15 protein-coding genes are annotated in these 18473 nt (G+C 40.4%); 8 read left to right on the top strand and 7 right to left on the bottom strand.

Annotation, left to right across the window (positions count from 1 at the left end; all coding sequences use genetic code 11):
- Positions 1-73: 73 nt before the first annotated feature.
- Positions 74-451 carry a hypothetical protein gene (locus AAV96_RS15045; RefSeq protein WP_046739886.1) on the top strand — a complete coding sequence of 126 codons (378 nt, stop codon included), beginning with the start codon at positions 74-76 and terminating at the stop codon, positions 449-451.
- A 67-nt stretch (positions 452-518) separates the two neighbouring features.
- Complete coding sequence (locus tag AAV96_RS15040) at positions 519-830, top strand: ankyrin repeat domain-containing protein (protein WP_046739885.1); 312 nt, start codon at positions 519-521, stop codon at positions 828-830.
- Between the two features lie 294 nt (positions 831-1124).
- Here the strand turns inward: AAV96_RS15040 and AAV96_RS15035 are convergent, their stop codons facing one another.
- Entirely contained in the window at positions 1125-1820 is a 696-nt protein-coding gene (locus AAV96_RS15035; protein ID WP_046739884.1) for a TIGR04219 family outer membrane beta-barrel protein, read from the bottom strand.
- Positions 1821-1952: 132 nt separating this feature from the next.
- Here AAV96_RS15035 and AAV96_RS15030 point away from each other — a divergent pair, with 132 nt between their 5' ends.
- The 3 genes from AAV96_RS15030 (at position 1953) to AAV96_RS18035 (ending at position 5401) form a co-directional block, all read left to right on the top strand.
- Positions 1953-3395, top strand: coding sequence for an aldehyde dehydrogenase family protein (locus tag AAV96_RS15030; protein ID WP_046739883.1), 1443 nt, complete (start codon positions 1953-1955; stop codon positions 3393-3395).
- A 373-nt stretch (positions 3396-3768) separates the two neighbouring features.
- Positions 3769-5247 (top strand): sodium-dependent transporter, encoded by a 1479-nt coding sequence (locus tag AAV96_RS15025; RefSeq protein ID WP_004659682.1) that lies wholly within the window; start codon positions 3769-3771, stop codon positions 5245-5247.
- A gap of 10 nt (positions 5248-5257) precedes the next feature.
- Positions 5258-5401, top strand: a complete 144-nt coding sequence (locus AAV96_RS18035) for a methionine/alanine import family NSS transporter small subunit (protein WP_004659683.1) — start codon at positions 5258-5260, stop codon at positions 5399-5401.
- Positions 5402-5448: 47 nt separating this feature from the next.
- Here AAV96_RS18035 and rsmB read toward each other — a convergent pair whose 3' ends face one another.
- On the bottom strand, positions 5449-6756 hold the full coding sequence (gene rsmB, locus AAV96_RS15020) for a 16S rRNA (cytosine(967)-C(5))-methyltransferase RsmB (RefSeq protein WP_046739882.1): 1308 nt from the start codon (positions 6754-6756) through the stop codon (positions 5449-5451).
- Positions 6753-7712, bottom strand: a complete 960-nt coding sequence (fmt, locus tag AAV96_RS15015) for a methionyl-tRNA formyltransferase (RefSeq protein ID WP_046739881.1) — start codon at positions 7710-7712, stop codon at positions 6753-6755. Before fmt ends, rsmB begins: the two co-directional genes overlap by 4 nt.
- 602 nt (positions 7713-8314) lie before the next feature.
- Between fmt and ilvD the strand changes: the two genes are divergently transcribed.
- From ilvD to AAV96_RS15000, 3 genes are all read left to right on the top strand, one after another.
- Positions 8315-10144, top strand: a complete 1830-nt coding sequence (gene ilvD, locus AAV96_RS15010) for a dihydroxy-acid dehydratase (RefSeq protein WP_005219091.1) — start codon at positions 8315-8317, stop codon at positions 10142-10144.
- A 164-nt stretch (positions 10145-10308) separates the two neighbouring features.
- Positions 10309-11598 (top strand): hypothetical protein, encoded by a 1290-nt coding sequence (locus tag AAV96_RS15005; RefSeq protein WP_046739880.1) that lies wholly within the window; start codon positions 10309-10311, stop codon positions 11596-11598.
- Positions 11599-11677: 79 nt separating this feature from the next.
- Positions 11678-12409: a sulfite exporter TauE/SafE family protein gene (locus AAV96_RS15000; RefSeq protein ID WP_046739892.1), complete on the top strand. Its 732-nt coding sequence runs from the start codon at positions 11678-11680 to the stop codon at positions 12407-12409.
- Positions 12410-12421: 12 nt separating this feature from the next.
- Here the strand turns inward: AAV96_RS15000 and AAV96_RS14995 are convergent, their stop codons facing one another.
- From AAV96_RS14995 to AAV96_RS14980, 4 genes are all read right to left on the bottom strand, one after another.
- A complete protein-coding gene (locus AAV96_RS14995) occupies positions 12422-13312 on the bottom strand; it encodes a LysR family transcriptional regulator (protein ID WP_046739879.1) in 891 nt (296 codons plus the stop codon).
- A gap of 107 nt (positions 13313-13419) precedes the next feature.
- A complete protein-coding gene (locus AAV96_RS14990) occupies positions 13420-14715 on the bottom strand; it encodes a solute carrier family 23 protein (RefSeq protein ID WP_005219095.1) in 1296 nt (431 codons plus the stop codon).
- 294 nt (positions 14716-15009) lie between these two features.
- Positions 15010-17691 (bottom strand): phosphoenolpyruvate carboxylase, encoded by a 2682-nt coding sequence (ppc, locus tag AAV96_RS14985; RefSeq protein ID WP_046739878.1) that lies wholly within the window; start codon positions 17689-17691, stop codon positions 15010-15012.
- Between the two features lie 84 nt (positions 17692-17775).
- Positions 17776-18399: a TetR/AcrR family transcriptional regulator gene (locus tag AAV96_RS14980; protein WP_005219100.1), complete on the bottom strand. Its 624-nt coding sequence runs from the start codon at positions 18397-18399 to the stop codon at positions 17776-17778.
- Positions 18400-18473: the final 74 nt, after the last annotated feature.

Raw genomic sequence — 18473 nt, 5'->3', positions numbered from 1 at the left:
CGCAGAGGGGGTGTTTTTTATCGTCAGTGAAAAATGATATTATAAAAATAATAAGGATTTAGCAGGAGAAATAATGAAACAATTTGCTATAAAACGTTTATATAGTTATTTTGAAACAACCTCACAAGAGGCTAAAGATAATATTTTTGATGAAAAAATAGCTGCATTTGATGAAGAGTTGAGGATATTACTAGAAAAGTATGATCTTCGATATATTTGTGATGATACAAGATTTATTACTGCTCAACAGATGTCAGTACAAAAATGTGAACAATGTAATCACTTAATGTTAAATCGGGATAAGAACCCAATGCGATTTAATAAAGAGGACTTATGGATAGATTTGGATACTGACTATAATTTTATTATTTGGGATGGTGGCTCGTATGAGGGTAAAGAATTATGTATGGATTGTTTACCTATTGGACATCGTTGGGGATATTCATCTTAAGCTTCTATTATTAGTATAATGAAAAATAGTTTTCTTTTATTTCTGTTATGGTTTTAGGAAAATATTAATGAAACTCAACTCTTTCTCCTCTCTCCCTGAAGATAATGATGAACTCCATCTTCCTGAGCTTGTCTATTGGGCATCACTCGGTGATATAGAACAAGTCGAGCAATTATTGGCAGAGGGCGTAGACCCAAACCAAACTGATGACGAAGGCTATAGTGCATTACAAGCAGCTGCTGAGAATGACAATTTAACTGTGGTGAAGCTACTTGTGAGTAAAGGTGCAAATGTTGCTTATAAAGGCGAATATACTGCGCTACAGCTTGCAGAAATGGCAGAGCATAGAGAAGTGATTGCCTATCTAAAAAGCCTTTAAATTGTTGATAAGGGTCATTAGATAAAAAGAAGCCCCATCATCCTGACGGGGCTTCCTAATATTCAGTTTATGTCGTTTATATTCCTTATGAACGACCGCTTCCTGCGTATCTTGTTATTTTCAATGAGACTTCCTATCTCTCTATGTTTTGTATGATAGGCGTAAAGTTGAGTTCGGTATATTAGCCAATGGCTGCCATTTTTGTGCGTTTTGGCTTACAGTAATTTTGAGTGATGTAATCATAAATAATAAAAAACGGAATCTTATGATTCCGTTTTTTAACTTCATGTGGATTTAGAAATGAACATCTAAACCGATATAAGGACCTTTAAAATTAAATTTAAGATCGTTTTTTTCGTAATCATCTAATTTAATGTCTAAGATACGGTAGCCAGCTTTTAAGCCAACATCGACCAACAGATTATCAATAAAGTTATATTGTAATTCGGCTTGTGCGTCAGTAATTTTGGTATCATTGATGTTGCTATATAACAATTCAGCTTTAGCACTCAAGCCTGTAAATGGTAATTTTACACCTGCTGATCCATAGATCACAGGAACAGTTTTATCGATGTCTGTTTTGCTTAAACCGAGTGTTTTAACATCACCATTTAAACTGGTTGCGCCTAAACCAACATCTGCATTTACGATGTTATCCAAGATTTCATAATATAAAATGAAATCGGTATGGTCTATGTTCAAGTCATAAACTGGCTGACCTGCAACTTCATTTTCAGTTTGTGATTTTAAATTCACATAGCGAATTTTTGCATTTGGAATCAGTGGAATCGGGTGCTCAAATGCAAGCGAAACCTGTGCAGATCCCTTACGATCAAGGTCTTGATCTGGTGCAGATGTTTGTGCAGCCATATTGGCTTCACCGTTGTAATTCCAGTAGCTGAGATCGCCTTTTACACCAATCATATCTGCTTGTGCTAGACCACACAGACTTGTCCCTATAGCAAGCATTGATATTTTTAATATTTTCATTCGATTGTCCTAATTCATATCAAAAACCGTAATGAATTGTTGTGAATTCATCAGTGATTGGGCGAATCATATAGTGATATTTGAAAATATACAGTAGTCTAATTTTAAATTTTAATAATGGGATGAAGAATAATGACCGATGCACAAAATGTTGTGGATTATCCTTTGTATGTTGCAGGGAAAGCAGTAACGACAGGTCAATGGTTAGAAGTTCATGATAAATATAGTAATACGGTCTATGCTCGAGTTGCGCTAGCAGATGAAAAAGTGTTGGAAAAAGCAATTTCTGCTTCAGTTAAAGCTGAGGTAGATATGGCGACTCTTAAGCCATTTGAAAAACAAAAAGTTCTATTACATTGTGTTAAACGTTTTAATGAATTACGTGAAGAATTGACAGAAATATTGATTGTTGAAGGGGGTAAGCCGCGAGGTGCAGCAAGTGCAGAAGTGGAACGTCTGATAAATACTTTCCAATTGGCTGCAGATGCGGTCACACAACTTGATGATGGTCGAATGTTGCCTTTGGCAGTAACTCCTGTGGCTGATCGTTTTCGAGGTATGGTTAAGCATGTGCCAATTGGTGCAGTTTCGCTGATTAGCCCATTTAATTTTCCTTTAAATCTGGTGGCACACAAGATCGCACCTGCAATTGCAGCAGGTTGTCCATTTGTATTGAAGCCTGCGAGTTTGACACCGATCAGTGCATTAATGATTGCCAAGGTTTTGGCGGAAACTGATTTACCAAAAGGCTCATGGTCAGTGTTGCCTTGTGATCGCCAAGCAGCGGATATTTTGGTAACAGATGATCGCTTTAAATTACTCAGCTTTACGGGGTCAGATCAGGTTGGTTGGGACATGAAAGCACGTGCAGGGCGCAAGAAAGTTACTTTGGAACTGGGTGGGAACGCTGCGGTTCTGATCGATGCAGATACCGTGATTGATGAGGCGCTGATTGATCGTTTGATCAGTGCCGCTTATGGGCATGCAGGGCAAGTCTGTATCAGTGTACAACGGATTTTAGTTCATGCTGATCTTTATGTGGAAGTGAAAAAGAAACTGATTGCTAAACTGAAAAAAATTAAAGTAGATGATCCAAAGCTAAATACCACATTGGTAGGGCCGATGATTAAGGAAGCTGAAGCTGTTCGCCTAAAAAAATGGATTGATAAAGCCGAGAAGAAAGGGGCAAAGGTTTTGACAGGAGGACATTTACAAGGCGTATTATTTGAACCGACCTTACTTGAGAATGTTGATGCCAAGCTAGAAATCTATAAGGATGAAGCATTTGGCCCGATTGCTATTTTAGAAAAATTTAAAGAGTTTGAGCAGGGTATTAACACAATTAATCAAAGTCGTTTTGGTTTACAGGCAGGGGTATATACGCAAAATCTGAATAAAATGCTGTATGCATGGGATAATTTGCATGTTGGTGGAGTCATCATTAATGATGTGCCTACATTCCGTGTCGATAACATGCCTTATGGTGGCGTGAAGGATTCTGGATTAGGTCGCGAAGGAATTCACTCAGCGATTCGCGATATGCAAGAAGAACGCTTGCTCGCAATTAAACAATAAAATAGAAGTTCAAGCGGAGTTCTGGCTTCGCTTGATTAGTTTATATACTTGATTTTATAAATTGACTGTAAGGTCAAAATTTCATTCAGTTGAAAAATAATCAGTTATTTAAAAAACATAATTTTTCAGACAGAAATTACAGTAAAAAGAAATAAAAACAGGTATTGTTCGGCTATTAAAAAGCAGAAAAACAAAATCCAATCTTTAAGGAAGATGGTTTGGTTTTTGCTTGTTTGTTCATGAAAATGAGAGGCCCACAAGGTTGAAATTTCATGCAAGCAAAACAAGATTTTTTATGGCACTTTTCATGTCTGTTGGATAATAAAACCTAACGCAGTATGAAAAATGCCAGCGGTATATATTTAGGTGTCATATGGCAGATTCTCGTGAAAACTGGACATCACGATCTGGTTTTATTATTGCAGCCGTTGGTTCGGCTGTAGGTTTAGGTAATATTTGGCGCTTTCCTTATGTTGCCTATGAAAATGGTGGTGGTGCGTTTCTTATCCCCTATTTACTCGCACTGATTACAGCTGGTTTACCTCTTTTATTTTTAGATTATGCGACTGGACATCGTAGTACAGGCTCACCCCCTAAAGCATATCGTGCTTTATTTAAAGGTGGTGAAACACTAGGTTGGTGGCAAGTCTGTGTCTGTATCATTATTGGTTTGTACTATGCCAGCGTACTGACGTGGGCGGGAAGTTATGTGTATTTCTCGATTGGTCAGGCGTGGGGCAGTGACCCAGAAAGTTTCTTCTTTAATACGTACTTACAGACCTCGAAAGCCACTGGCTTTGATTTGCAGTTTGTCAGCCATTTATTTTGGCCAATTGTTGGGATTTGGGCACTGACCTTAGTGATTTTGTATGGTGGTGTTAAAAAAGGTGTTGAATTATCAAATAAGATTTTCATGCCTTTGTTATTCGTCCTGTTCACAGTTCTGGTAATTCAATCATTACGTTTACCTGGTGCAGCTGAAGGCTTAAATGCATTCTTCACTCCGAACTGGTCTGCGATGATGGACTATAAAGTGTGGTTAGCTGCTTATGGGCACACTTTCTTCTCATTATCTGTTGGCTTCGGGATCATGGTGACATACTCCTCTTACTTAAAGCCGAAAACCAATTTAACAGGTTCGGGTTTGATCGTTGGTTTTGCCAATGCTTCAACTGAGATATTGGCAGGTATTGGTATTTTTGCAGCATTGGGTTTTATGGCTCATGCGGCGGGTAAAGAAGTACATGATGTTGTCAGTGGTGGTATTGGTCTAGCATTTATTGCCTTTCCAAAAATCATTTCAAGCTTGGGTGCAGGTGCAGATTTATTTGGTCTATTGTTCTTCTCTTCGCTTTTTGTCGCTGGTATTTCTTCCATGGTCAGTATCTTGGAAGTACCAATTGCAGCGATGCAAGATAAGTTAAAATGGAGTCGTAAGAAAGCAGTAACCATCATTGGTGGTGGTAGCGCATTCGTTTCAGTCATCTTATTTTCAAGCGTAAATGCGATTAAACTGGTTGATATTGTGGATCACTTTATCAATAACATCGGGATTATTGGTGGTGCATTATTATCAATCATCAGTGTGGCTTGGTTTAAGCGTTCAGCTTTAATCGAACTTCGTGATCATGTGAACCGTATTTCGACGATTCAATTGGGTAAAGGTTGGGATTTCACTTTAACTGTAATCACTTCTCTGATCTTATTAACCACATTGAGCATGACTGTGTTTAACTTGGTCAAAAATGGTTACGATACGTATAGCATGAGCTTGCAAGGTATCTTTGGGTGGGGCAGTGTGATTTTCTGTGCTGTCGTTGCAGTTATACTCAGCAAAATGAAAGATCGTTAGGAGCGCAGTTATGAATACTTCAGCAATCGTGATGATGATCATTTCAATGGTATTTTTATGGGGTGGATTGGCTTTGTCGATTCTGCACTTAATGAAACATCCAGAAGAGTTAGATGACGTTCTAGAAGAAGTCAAAGATCATCATACGCTTTAAAATAGATTCAAAAAAAGCAGGCTTTGAAGCCTGCTTTTTTATTTTGATTATGCCAATTTTTTAATTCGGCAATAATAGAAACCATCGCCAGATTGTCCAGAAGGTAATAATTGACGACCATAAGTCTGTTCAATACCCCAATCTGCATTGATTTTGATTTCTCCTGCATTGGCATGTTCTGCAAAGAATGCCGCCATTTGCTGCTCATTTTCAGTTTTGAGAATCGAGCAGGTGATATACAGTAAAGTGCCACCGACTTTAAGTTGTTGCCACATCTGCTGCAAAATCTGTTTCTGTAAGGCAACAGTCTGCGCGATATCGGTCGACTGTCTGAGCAGACGAATATCAGGGTGGCGACGAATCACACCTGTTGCAGAACAAGGCGCATCCAACACGATACAATCAATTAGTTCCTGTGCCTGCCAAGTGGTGGCATCTGCGGTAATAATCTCAACATTAGGTTGATCTAGGGCAAGACGTTCTAAATTTTCAGAAACACGTAATAAACGTTTTGCATCATGATCGAGTGCAATCAGTTTTTTCGGGTTAAAGCGCTCCAGAATATGTGCAGTTTTACCCCCTGGTGCAGCACATGCATCGACAACCACTTGGTCATCTAAGTTGGGTAAAAGCATCGCGCACAGTTGTGCATGTTCATCCTGAACAGAAAAACCACCTTCTTCAAAACCTGGTAAATGGGTAATATTGCCCGTTTGCTCCAAAACAATACCCACATTTGAAAGCAGGCAAGGACGAGCATCAATTTGCTCTTCGTCCAAAATCTCTAAATATTCGTTACGACTGACTTGACGTTCATTGACGCGCAGGGTCAGTGGCGCGACTTGTTTTAAGGCTTGGCATAGAGACTCTGCTTGCTCAGGCCAATCTTTTTTGAGTCGTTTGAATAACCAACTTGGTAAACCATGCGTATTATTCAAAGCGGTTTGAAATTCATCTGTTTCACGTGAAACACGGCGTAGAATCGCATTGACCAAACCACTCATTGGCTCGAAACCGAGTTGCTTAGCAGCATTTACGGTTTCTGAAATCGCAGCATGTACAGGAATACGGGTACATAAAATTTGATATAAACCAAGATATAAACAACTTTCTAGTGCTTCATTGTCCAATGGTTTTGTGAGCAATGGTAAGGTAATTGCTTTTAAAGAGTACCACTGACGTAAACAACCTAAAGTAAGCTCATGATATAAACCACGGTCACGTTCAGAAACAATATTGATATGTTGATTTAAAACAGAAGCCAAAGATTGCCCATTTTGAACAGCCAAAAGTGTTTTGATCACTTGCGCACGCAGGTTCAAATTTTTTGCAGATGATTGATTCGATTGGCTCATAGCAGTATTTGCCCTACTTGTAATTTTTGGGTTTGTAACATTTGTACACTATTGAGTGCCTTACCCCCTGGCCATTGCACACTAGTTAATAGTAACGTCCGTCCATCCCCACAAACCACCATCACACCATGATTGTCTACAGTAACAATTTCACCTGCGACTTTGTTACTAAACTCAGTAATCGTAAGTTTTGCAGCCCAAACACGTAACACTTGTCCGTCTAGCTCACAAAACGACACTGGCCAAGGATTAAAAGCACGAATATTACGGTCTATCTGACTAGCATTCACACTCCAATCAATCCGAGCTTCTGCTTTAACCAATTTGTGTGCATAGACGGTGAGTGCTTCATCTTGTACTTCACGTTTTTCGATAAAATCCTGCAAGCTTTGTTCAGATTCGAGTACGGTACAAATCGCTTCTGCACCTTGAAGCGCCAATTTGTCATGCAAGCTAGCAGATGTATCTTCCGCAGTAATTGGGCAATAGGTTTTATACATCATATCGCCCGTATCTAAACCTGCCGCCATTTGCATAATGGTAATGCCTGTTTCAGCATCGCCTGTCGCGATTGCACGTTGAATTGGCGCAGCACCACGCCAGCGAGGTAATAGCGAACCATGGATATTTAAACAACCATATTTAGGGGTATCTAAAACCGCTTGCGGTAAGATTAAACCATAGGCTGCAACCACCATCACATCAGCGCCTAGAGCAGCAAGTTGTTGTCGAGCTGCCAATCCTTCTTCGGTAGACGCTTTAAAATTCAAAGGTTGGTAAACGGGTAAACCGTGTTCAAGTGCCAATTGTTTAACAGGCGATGGTGTTAATTTTTGTCCACGTCCTGATTTACGGTCAGGCTGGGTATAAACAGCAATAATTTGGTGTGATGTTTTTAATAATGCCGCTAATGCAGTTGCTGCAAATTCAGGTGTACCAGCAAAAATGATTTTCAACGGTCAGCTCTTCAAAATAAATCAATCTATGTTGATTATATCAAAGTCCTAAACGGAAAAGATCAATCCCAAATGAGAAAGGATACGCAGATTATACATAAAAATGTGCAAGTCAAACATTTTTACATGTAATCTAATTTGAGCATCTTTAATCATTTGGGCGGTGAGTTTTTAGGAGCTCGAATGATTATATAAAGCAAAAAAGGAATGATGATAAGCGATGTCTCGTTAACATCATACCTAAACCTTGATCAACCAAAGCTATGGTCATTCAATAATAAAAATAGGTGAGTATATGAACAGTAAAGAGCTCATATTAGGCAGTAGAATTAGTTTCATTTTGATCCTAGCAACCATCATTACCCGAGTATTGGAACTTTATGTATCAACTTAGCTTGATGATTGTATTTAGCGGAAAATTCCAGAATTTTTGATCAGATCAGAAGCTTGTGAGGCTGAATGATGTAAAAAAGAGCTGAAAAAGTTCTCTAAGTAGGTCATCTGTTAAACGATGACTTGTAGTATGATGGAAAAAGCTCAGTATCATTTCGCCAGAGAGAATGTCCCATTCTTCTCGAGCACAAACTTGTTGGGAATCAAAAATGCCTGATTATCGTTCGAAAACATCAACACATGGAAGAAATATGGCTGGCGCGCGCGGTTTATGGCGTGCGACAGGTATGAAAGATGAAGATTTTGGCAAACCAATTATTGCGGTGGTCAATTCATTTACCCAATTTGTTCCTGGACATGTGCATCTTAAAGATTTAGGGCAACTGGTTGCACGAGAAATTGAAGCTTCTGGTGGTGTCGCAAAAGAATTTAATACCATTGCCGTTGATGACGGGATTGCCATGGGTCATGACGGGATGCTGTATTCACTACCATCACGTGATTTAATTGCCGATTCTGTAGAATACATGGTGAATGCACATTGTGCCGATGCAATGGTATGTATCTCTAACTGTGACAAGATCACACCGGGAATGCTGATGGCTGCAATGCGCTTGAATATCCCAGTGGTGTTCGTATCTGGCGGTCCTATGGAAGCGGGTAAAGTCAAATTCCGTGGTGATGAAAAGGCAATCGACCTAGTTGATGCCATGGTCGTTGCAGCAGATGAAAGTTATACCGATGAAGAAGTTGCAGCATTTGAGCGTTCGGCATGTCCGACTTGTGGTTCATGTTCAGGTATGTTTACTGCAAACTCAATGAACTGTTTAACTGAAGCTTTGGGTTTATCATTGCCGGGTAATGGTTCTATTGTTGCAACTCACGCTAACCGCGAAAAACTATTCCTAAAAGCAGGTCGTTTAGTAGTTGAACTTGCGAAGCGTTATTATGAACAAAATGACGACAGCATTCTGCCACGTTCAATTGCAACCAAAGCAGCATTTGAAAATGCGATGACTTTGGATATTGCAATGGGTGGTTCTACCAATACCGTATTGCATTTGCTTGCTGCTGCACATGAAGCAGAAGTTGATTTCACTATGGATGATATCGACAATTTATCTCGTAAAGTACCTGTATTGTCTAAAGTTGCACCTGCAAAGTCGGATGTGCATATGGAAGATGTACACCGTGCTGGGGGTATCATGGCGATCTTGGGTGAACTCGATCGTGCTAACTTACTGAACACCTCTTGCCCAACGGTACATGAACCTACTCTCAAAGATGCCTTAGACAAGTGGGATATTATCCGCACTGAAGATGCAGATGTTTATGAGTTCTATCGCTCATCACCGGGTGGTGTTCCAACTCAAGTGGCATTTTCACAAAACCGTTATTATTCAACTTTGGATGGTGACCGTGAGAAAGGTGTGATCCGTAATGCTGAACATGCCTTCTCTAAAGACGGTGGCTTGGCAGTCCTTTACGGCAACATCGCTTTAGATGGCTGTATCGTCAAAACTGCGGGTGTGGATGAATCGATTCTTAAATTCACGGGTACAGCGCGTGTTTTTGAAAGCCAAGATTCAGCGGTTGAAGCGATTTTAGATCATAAGATCGTTGCAGGTGACATCGTTGTCATTCGTTATGAAGGCCCACGTGGTGGTCCAGGCATGCAGGAAATGTTGTACCCAACCAGTTACTTGAAGTCAAAAGGTTTGGGTAAGGACTGTGCGTTGATTACTGATGGTCGCTTCTCTGGTGGTTCTTCAGGTTTATCAATTGGTCACGTGTCTCCAGAAGCAGCGGAAGGTGGTGCAATTGGTCTGGTTGAAGATGGTGATACTATCCAAATTGATATTCCGAATCGTACCATTCACCTTGATGTTGATGATGCAACCATGGCACATCGCCGTACAGCTCAAGAAGCCAAAGGTTGGCATCCAGCGGAAGAGCGTAAGCGTAAAGTTTCAAAATCTTTGAAAATTTATGCTTTGCATTCAACCAGTGCTGCGAAAGGTGCTGTACGCGTTCTGTAAACTATTGCTAAGAGACAATGTTTATCATCCCTCTTTATTACGATAAAGAGGGACTTTTTTCTGATTTTATAAGATACTCATTATACTTATTTGCTCACTTGTTTGAATCCAAGTTAGAGAAAGCTTATCCATTCATCACTTTATAATCATTAGAGGCGATCGACATGTCTTTGTTACGTCGTTGGTTTGATCCCATCCGATCGAGTTGGTTCTATCAAAAACCTTCTCGTCAGGCGGTGTTGCCCACGGAACAGGGTTTAAGTATTTACCTGCGTTTAGACGATGTTTATAGCTATCTTGCAGTACAACAGCTTGATCAGCTCAATGAAATTTTGAGTGATGAACTAAAACCTTTAAAAGTGATTATTTCAAGACAGGGTGCTGAGCCTCCTAATGGTATGTCAGAACAAGATTGGCAGAGTTATTGTTTAAATGATGCTAAAATTCTCGCCAAACAACATCGGTTTGGTTTCGATGAAACCCCTGAAATACCTAGTCCAGAAGCATTACAACAAGCAGAAATAATTCTAAAAAATACTCCTCTGAGAGAACAAAATTTTTTACATTTACTCGAAGATGTATTCCACATGTTATGGCAACAACAATATGGGAAATTACGTACTCTTTATGCGATGGCAAGTCAGCATCAAACACCTCAAGATTATCCTGAACGTATTTTTAAAGATGTGCCTGTTGCAGCCAGTTACTTCGAATTTGGTGAGCGTAAATATCAGGCCGTTGATGATTTATTACGCCTTACACGCCGTTTGAAACAACAAAAATTACTCACCGGAAATCCAATTTTTCTGATTAATCATATTGAATGGCGTGAGCATCTCATTAATGACGGTGAGTCACTGACAGAAGTCCAAAGCTTACATCCAGAATTAGATCTGTATATTGCGCTTGAAGACCCTATGAGTTGGCTATTATTGGCCTATATCAAAGAAGAACTGGCCAATTATTATAATATTCAATTGAGCGTTTATCCGCTGAGCTATCATGGGCGAGATTGGTTTGACTGGAGCTTGGCGACTCGTGTGTCCAAGCGTACCCAAGTGGCATTTACGCCGTTCTGCCGTCCGACCAAGGAAGCGACGTATGAGATGGCCCGACTGTTTTATAGTGTGCCTGAAGAACAGCAAGTCGATTGCATCCACCAGATTTTTGAAGGGGTGTGGACACGGGGTAAAGACTTGTCATTTAAAGCCCATTTTCAGCGCATGCAAAAGCGTTTAGAGATCGAGCACATCACTGAACAGGATGTCGAAGCTTTACTGAAGCAGAACGATGAACTGTGTCAGCAAAAGCATCAGCCTGATTTTCCAGTCCTAGAATTGCGTATTGACGGGCAAAGTTATGTGTTTAACAGCCTGTATCGGGTCTGGATGATTGAAAGTATTATCAGCAATGTTTTGGAAGATAAATATAGAACTGCCTCAAGCTCTGCCTGAGGCCTACTCCCAAAAATAAGAATAGGGCAAGCTGCGCTTTTTTCGTAGCATAACTCCGATGCAACATCGGAGATCGGGCGTGACTTTTTTAGCAATTATTGTAATGGTATTTGTCTTTGCCGGCATGATTAAGGGCATGATCGGCTTAGGTTTACCTGCTGTTTCGATGGGGCTGCTGACGATTGCAATGAGTCCATTTCAGGCAGCATCACTGCTGATCGTTCCATCCATGATCACCAATATTTGGCAGTTGTTTGCAGAAGGTCGGGTGTGGTTATTTATCCGCCGCTTCTGGACTTTACTGGTTGGAATCGTGGTGGGTTCGATCTGGAGTTTCTTACCGACCTTAAGCCAGAGTCATGGCAAGACCAGTGAAATTTTATTGGGCAGCATGTTGGTGCTCTATGGCCTGTATGGTCTATGTGTCAAAAATCTACCTCATTTGGCAGCACATGAACGTTGGTTATCTCCCTTGGTTGGATATATCGGCGGGGCGGTGACTGTCGCAACAGGTGTAGTGATTATTCCTGTCGTACCTTATTTGCAGTCTTTGCATCTGAAACGTGATGAGCTGGTTCAGGCTTTAGGATTGACCTTTACCGTGTCCACCATTTGCTTGGCCGTATTTCTACAGCATAACCCGATGCAGGGAATCACACTGGATTATCGTCTGTCGGTTGTGGCCTTGGTCGCAGCTTTGGTTGGGATGTGGCTGGGTAAAAAAATTCGCTATCAACTGAATGAACAACGTTTCCGCCGTTTATTTTTTATCGGTTTGGTGGCGTTAGGCGGATATATGCTATCGCATTAATCTTGCTGTGAACTAAGGACGATGCTGTAACAGAAACTCAGAAAATTGCTGATAATTTTCGGGCAGTTGACTGAAATCTTGTGTTGCTAATAGTAGCTTTCGATTGGCCCATGCACCTAATAATTGAACCATATGGAAATGATAATCGGGTTGTAAGCGTTGTGCAGCACGCGCAGGTATAATCGCGATGCCGACGCCTTTAGCGACCACCTCTGCAATGGCAGCGAAATTAGGCAAACGCAAACGGTATTGGATATTAAAACCAAGTAATTTGGCTTGAGTTTCGATGGATTGCTGCAAAGAATGATGTGACATCAATCCAATAAAGCCATAATTCAGTGCTTCTACTAGATTTAACGACGTATGCTGAGCTAAAGCATGAGCCTCAGGGCAGATTAGAACCAGAGGATCGCTGGCAAATTCCTGTGTCTGTAAATGTTGAGTATCAAAAAAGCTAGAAATTAATCCAAGTTTGGCAGTCCCTTTACTTAGTGCAGTGACGATTTCAGAACTTTCTGCTTCGTGCAGATCAATATTCATTTCTGCATGACGCATCAAATATTGTGGTAATAGCGGTGGTAGATATTCACTTTGTGCCGAAGAATTGCACCACAGAGTTAAAGATTCAGGCTGTTGTTGCCTAAAGCGTTGCATCTCGTGTTCGAGTTGATTTTTTTGTCCAATCAAATGCTGTGCATGTTCAGACAAAGCATGTCCAGCCGTCGTAAGTTCAACCCCAGAGGTGTGGCGAAGAAAGAGCGGGGTATCGAAATATTGTTCGAGTTTTTTAATCCGTTCGCTGGCTGCTTGCAGTGAAATCGCAGAACGTTCTGCCCCTTTGGTGAAGCTGCCTGTACTGACAATATGCAGGAATAATTGTAAATCAAAAAAATCAAAACGCATGATGGCAACGTATTGAAATATAAAAATCCATCATACTAAAAAGGCGCTAAATAAAGATAGGATATTATTGTGGTGTAAAAAAGGCAGCCTCAGCTGCCTTCAATTTTCTAATTTTTATCTTTTAAACTGAATAACAGGTTCAGGAAAATCGCAGCAAAAGTTGCGGTTCCAATTCCCCCTAAATTAAAGCTACCAAACAGTAATTCAAAGTTACCTGCACCTAAAATAATAGTGACAGATGCAACAATAAGGTTTTTATTATTAGAAAAATCGACTTTATTTTCGATCCAGATTTTCGCACCCGCAATGGTAATTAAACCAAATACTACGATCGAAGCACCCGTGAGGACTGCTGTCGGGATAGTACTAATCACTGCGCCAAATTTAGGAGACAGCCCCAAGAAAATTGCGAATACGCCAGCGATTACAAACACAATCGTAGAATAAACACGAGTTACTGCCATCACACCAATATTTTCACCATAGGTGGTCATACCCGGTGCGCCAACACTACCCGATAACGTTGTGGCCAAACCATCCGCAACAAAAGCTTTACCCAGTTGAGGTGTAAGATCTTCGCCTGTCATTGAACCGACTGCTTTGATGTGACCTAGATTTTCAGCGACTAAAATCAATGCAACGGGAGCAATAATTAAAATTGCATTTAAATCAAAAGTTGGGTGTGAAAAAGTTGGGATACCAAACCATGGTGCTGCTGCGATTTGGGAGAAATCAATCGGTTTACCAAATCCTAGAATATTTGTTGCAACCACATATACGGCATAAGCAATCAATAAACCCACTAACAGTAATAAACGTTGTAATAAGCCCTTGGTAAATACCGCAATAATGCCCATGCTTAATACAGTGATGAGTGCCATCCACATTTCAAAAGGCTGTCCAGCAACGCCTTTAATGGTGACAGGTGCAAGGTTGAGACCAATAATCATCACCACAGCGCCTGTGACAACAGGTGGCATGAGTTTCTCAATCCAACGTGTACCTGTGAGCATGACTGCAAAACCGATCAAGGCATAAAAAATACCACAGGCAACAATTCCACCAAGCGCAACTGCAAGGTTTGGATTGGCTCCTGACCCAGTAATATGACCAGTTGCGGCTGCAACGACACCAATAAATGCAAAGCTTGAGCCTAAATAACTTGGAACACGACCACCCGTGATCAAGAAGAAAATAATAGTACAAATCCCTGACATTAAGATGGCAAGGTTTGGGCTAAAGCCCATCAGAAGGGGTGCAAGAACAGTTGCACCAAACATTGCAAATGCGTGTTGTACCCCTAATACCGCACTTTGTAAGGGCGGTAAATATTCATTTGTCGCGACAGGGCGATGATCAATCTTTCCCTGATACGGCTGCCATTTTGGAAACCAATTTGACATAGATGAGACTCATTATGTGATATCAGCGGGTATGATACCCTGTCTTAAAACGAGCTTTCACCTATAAGTCATTGAGAATATTGCCAGATCATGTTTTTTATGTCTGTATTTTTACCTTTTGGTAAAATATATTTAAAAATAAACTATCGTATTTATTATTTATTTTATTCGCCTAATTTAAAAAACCTACGCCTAATATTTAAAAAAATTTTCTAAATTTTTTTTCTAAAAATGGAATATTTTGCCAATCTTGCCATCAACATGTTTGATTTATGTTGATGGCAAGGTCTTTATTTAGCCGGTATTGCGCAAACCTGCCGCAATGCCTGCAATACTGACCATTAAGGCATGATCGACAGGGCTATGCTCAGTTTGATGTTCCGATAAATACAGACGACGACGTTTCATTAACTCTGCTTGCAGTAAATGTAAAGGCAATAAATATGGTTTACGCACCTGCATAGATTGATCAAGCACTTCATTATTACTTAAAAGCTTAGACTCACCTTTAAGACTGAGCAAGGTATCTACAGCATTTTGTAGGCGTTGGCGTAATTCAACCCCCAAGTTTTTTAAGTCTTGGTCTTGTGTCAGGTGAGACTCGTAATAGAGCGCAATATCTGCATCAGATTTGGATAAAACCATTTCCAACATATCAATTAAAGTTTGGAAATACGGCCACTGTTCAAGCATTTCATTTAAGGTGTTTTTGTGTTGTTCATGTACCTGATTGATCGCTGTGCCTGTACCCAACCAAGCGGGCAGCATTAAGCGGATTTGTGTCCATGCAAATACCCAAGGAATCGCTCGAAGAGATTCTATGCCACCACTTACTTTTCGTTTGGCTGGGCGTGAACCAAGCGGTAGCATTTGTAATTCTAACTCAGGCGTGACCGTGCGTAGATAACTGACAAAATTCGGATTTTCACGCACAGTTTGTCGATAAACCTGTACCGATAAATCAGTCATTTGATTCATTAAGTCTCGCCATTCTTTCTTTGGCTCTGGCGGTGGTAATAGTGTTGCTTCTAATGTTGCGGCTGTATAGATTTCCAAATTTTGTAGCGCGATGCCTTCTAAACCAAATTTAAAGCGAATCATTTCACCCTGTTCAGTGACACGAATTGCTCCAGAGATTGAACCTGGTGGCTGTGAGAACAATGCTTGTTGTGTTGGTGCACCGCCACGACTGATTGAACCGCCACGACCATGAAATAGAGTCAATTGCACCCCATGTTGTCGAGCGACAGCGGTGAGTTCTTCTTGCGCACGATATTGTGCCCAGTTCGCAGACATAAAGCCCGCGTCCTTTGCCGAGTCTGAATAGCCGATCATCACTTCATGTTTACCCTGAATATGCTGTTTATACCAATGCATATTGAATAAGGTATTCATGGTTTTGGCTGCACCATCAAGATCTTTTAAGGTTTCAAATAAGGGCACCACTCGAAGAGGGTGTTGGATGCCAGCTTCTTTTTGTAAGAGTAAAACAGCTAAGACGTCGCTTGGATATTCTGCCATCGAAATAATATAGGCACCCAAGCTCTCAGCTGGTTGTTCAGCCAAAGTGCGCATGGTTGCAAAGACTTCAAGCACATCAGGATGTTGAATCAAACTGCCTTCGGGTTCATTAAAATATTTAGGGAGTAAAGGGCGTTTACTTTGTAGTTCCTGAATAAGGAAGTTTTGACGAGCCTGTTCAGTCCATGATTCAAAATTGCCTAGACCTAGATATTCAGTAATCGCTGAAATGGCTTGACGATGTCGACCTGATTCTTGGCGAATATCGAGTTTGAGTAACTCAATTCCAAAACAATTGATTCGGTATATAAAATCAAGCAATTGCCCGTTGGCAATTTCAGCGAGGTTGCTCTCGATTAAGGAGCGATAGCAGAGTAATAAGGGCTGTAATAATTCATCTTTATTTCGAATGATCTGACTATCATCAGCTTCATGGCCTTGTAAGCGTTGGCCTAAACAATAGCGAGTCGCTTTTAAACGTTCACGGGTTTCGCGTAAATATTCACGATAGGGTTCAGGGTGTTCATAACCTAATGCTTGAGTGAGTTCATCTGAACAGCTTTGAATTGACAATTCCCAGCGTAGATTTTCAATATCACGTAGATATAAATCAGCCGCCTGCCAACGTGATAACCATAATACTTCTTGTGTTACTTGATGAGTTACATTGGGATTGCCATCACGATCACCGCCCATCCATGAGGCAAAGCGAATTGGCGCGATATTGAGTGGTAAGTTTTGTTCACAATGCTGTTGAGTAAGTTCATTTAGCTCACGAATAAACTTAGGTACGGCATTCCACAAAGTTTGTTCAATTGTTGCAAAGCCCCACTTTGCTTCATCGACAGGGGTCGGGCGATGTTGGCGAATTTCGTCTGTCTGCCAAGCTGAACTGACCAATTGTTTCAGGGTGGCGATGGTTTGTTGGCGTTCACGAGGTGTTAGTTTTTGCTGGTCCAGTTGAGATAGACAATCGGTAATATCATCATATTTTTGAATCAAGGTACGACGACTGACCTCAGTTGGATGCGCTGTGAGTACCAATTCAATTTTTAAATCGCAGATTTGTTCGAATAATTGTTTTGAGTTGATCTGTTCAGTTTTGAATTTTTCAAATAAATGTGACAAAGGATTTGGATTAGGGGCTTGTTCGTCAAACTCAGCCTGACGACGATTACGCACCACATGATATTGTTCTGCGATATTGGCGAAATTGAGAAAATGTGAGAATGCACGAGTCAGTGGCAAAATTTCTTCATCTTTCAAACCAAGGAAAAGTTGTTCTAACTGTTTTTCTGCTTCAATTTGACCGTCACGAGCGCCTTTGGCTAATGCACGGATTTGCTCAATTTGATTAAACAAATCTTGCCCAGCGTGTTGCTTTAAGGTCTCTCCAAGTAGATTGCCCAGTAAACGGACATCTTCACGTAATGGAGCTGTGATTTGTTGAATCATTCTATCTCTCCTCATGGTCTCTTTCGACTATAGCGCGATTGAAAGACAATCCAAGTGGAGATCGTAAATAAATGTGAATTTTATCTAATTTTTAGGTTGATATTTAAGCAAAAAAAACTGAATTGCTTGTTCAATCATCTGCTCGATTTCCATGGTGGTTGGAACGGGATCTAAACCAAGCAAAACTTTATGATGTCGTGTTCCTAACATCAATGACATGATGAGATCAGTTAGTCTTAGTGGCTCATCGGCTTGAATGAATTTAAATGCGATCGCTTGCTCAAAAAAATCACACCAAACATTACACATACGCGTATGCGATGCATCAAAAAATTGTTGTGTAAGTGGACTTTGTTCAGCTGCAAGTTCAAACAAGAGACAATCTAATTTCAACGCCTCAGGCAAATAAATAATGCTTAAAGCTCGATGACACATCAAATAAAGTGCTTGCCCAAAATCGGACTCAGCTGTGAGTTCAAATTGTTTCGCTCGAATCGATTCTTCACAACTTTCCTCAATAGCACACATAAATAGATTGGCTTTATCTTGAAAGTGGTTATAAACCGTGAGTTTAGTCACGCCTGCTTCTTTTGCAATTTGGTTCATATTGGTGGCGTGGTAACCCATTTTTAAAAAAATAGATTTTGCAGCCTGTAAGATTTTGGCTCTTTTTTCTAAATCTTTAGGGCGACCACTGTGAATTTGCACGTTAGCTGTCTCATTTAATTCAATTCAAAATCAAAATGCTAGATTTAATTTTTAATTAGTGTACTCGTGGGTAT

Origin of the sequence: Acinetobacter sp. AG1 (genome assembly GCF_001005525.1) — a bacterium.
Taxonomy (GTDB): domain Bacteria; phylum Pseudomonadota; class Gammaproteobacteria; order Pseudomonadales; family Moraxellaceae; genus Acinetobacter; species Acinetobacter modestus.
Note: the sequence above shows the minus strand (reverse complement) of the source record. Positions and strands in the feature narration are given on the sequence as shown.

What these genes read in the sequence shown, in the direction of transcription:
- AAV96_RS15005 (WP_046739880.1), top strand. Translation starts at nt 10,309, where the DNA reads ATGTCTTTGTTACGTCGTTGGTTTGATCCCATCCGATCGAGTTGGTTC.
- AAV96_RS15035 (WP_046739884.1), bottom strand. Translation starts at nt 1,820, where the DNA reads ATGAAAATATTAAAAATATCAATGCTTGCTATAGGGACAAGTCTGTGT.
- AAV96_RS14990 (WP_005219095.1), bottom strand. Translation starts at nt 14,715, where the DNA reads ATGTCAAATTGGTTTCCAAAATGGCAGCCGTATCAGGGAAAGATTGAT.
- AAV96_RS14995 (WP_046739879.1), bottom strand. Translation starts at nt 13,312, where the DNA reads ATGCGTTTTGATTTTTTTGATTTACAATTATTCCTGCATATTGTCAGT.
- ppc (WP_046739878.1), bottom strand. Translation starts at nt 17,691, where the DNA reads ATGATTCAACAAATCACAGCTCCATTACGTGAAGATGTCCGTTTACTG.
- AAV96_RS15045 (WP_046739886.1), top strand. Translation starts at nt 74, where the DNA reads ATGAAACAATTTGCTATAAAACGTTTATATAGTTATTTTGAAACAACC.
- AAV96_RS15040 (WP_046739885.1), top strand. Translation starts at nt 519, where the DNA reads ATGAAACTCAACTCTTTCTCCTCTCTCCCTGAAGATAATGATGAACTC.
- AAV96_RS15025 (WP_004659682.1), top strand. Translation starts at nt 3,769, where the DNA reads ATGGCAGATTCTCGTGAAAACTGGACATCACGATCTGGTTTTATTATT.
- ilvD (WP_005219091.1), top strand. Translation starts at nt 8,315, where the DNA reads ATGCCTGATTATCGTTCGAAAACATCAACACATGGAAGAAATATGGCT.
- AAV96_RS15030 (WP_046739883.1), top strand. Translation starts at nt 1,953, where the DNA reads ATGACCGATGCACAAAATGTTGTGGATTATCCTTTGTATGTTGCAGGG.
- AAV96_RS18035 (WP_004659683.1), top strand. Translation starts at nt 5,258, where the DNA reads ATGAATACTTCAGCAATCGTGATGATGATCATTTCAATGGTATTTTTA.
- rsmB (WP_046739882.1), bottom strand. Translation starts at nt 6,756, where the DNA reads ATGAGCCAATCGAATCAATCATCTGCAAAAAATTTGAACCTGCGTGCG.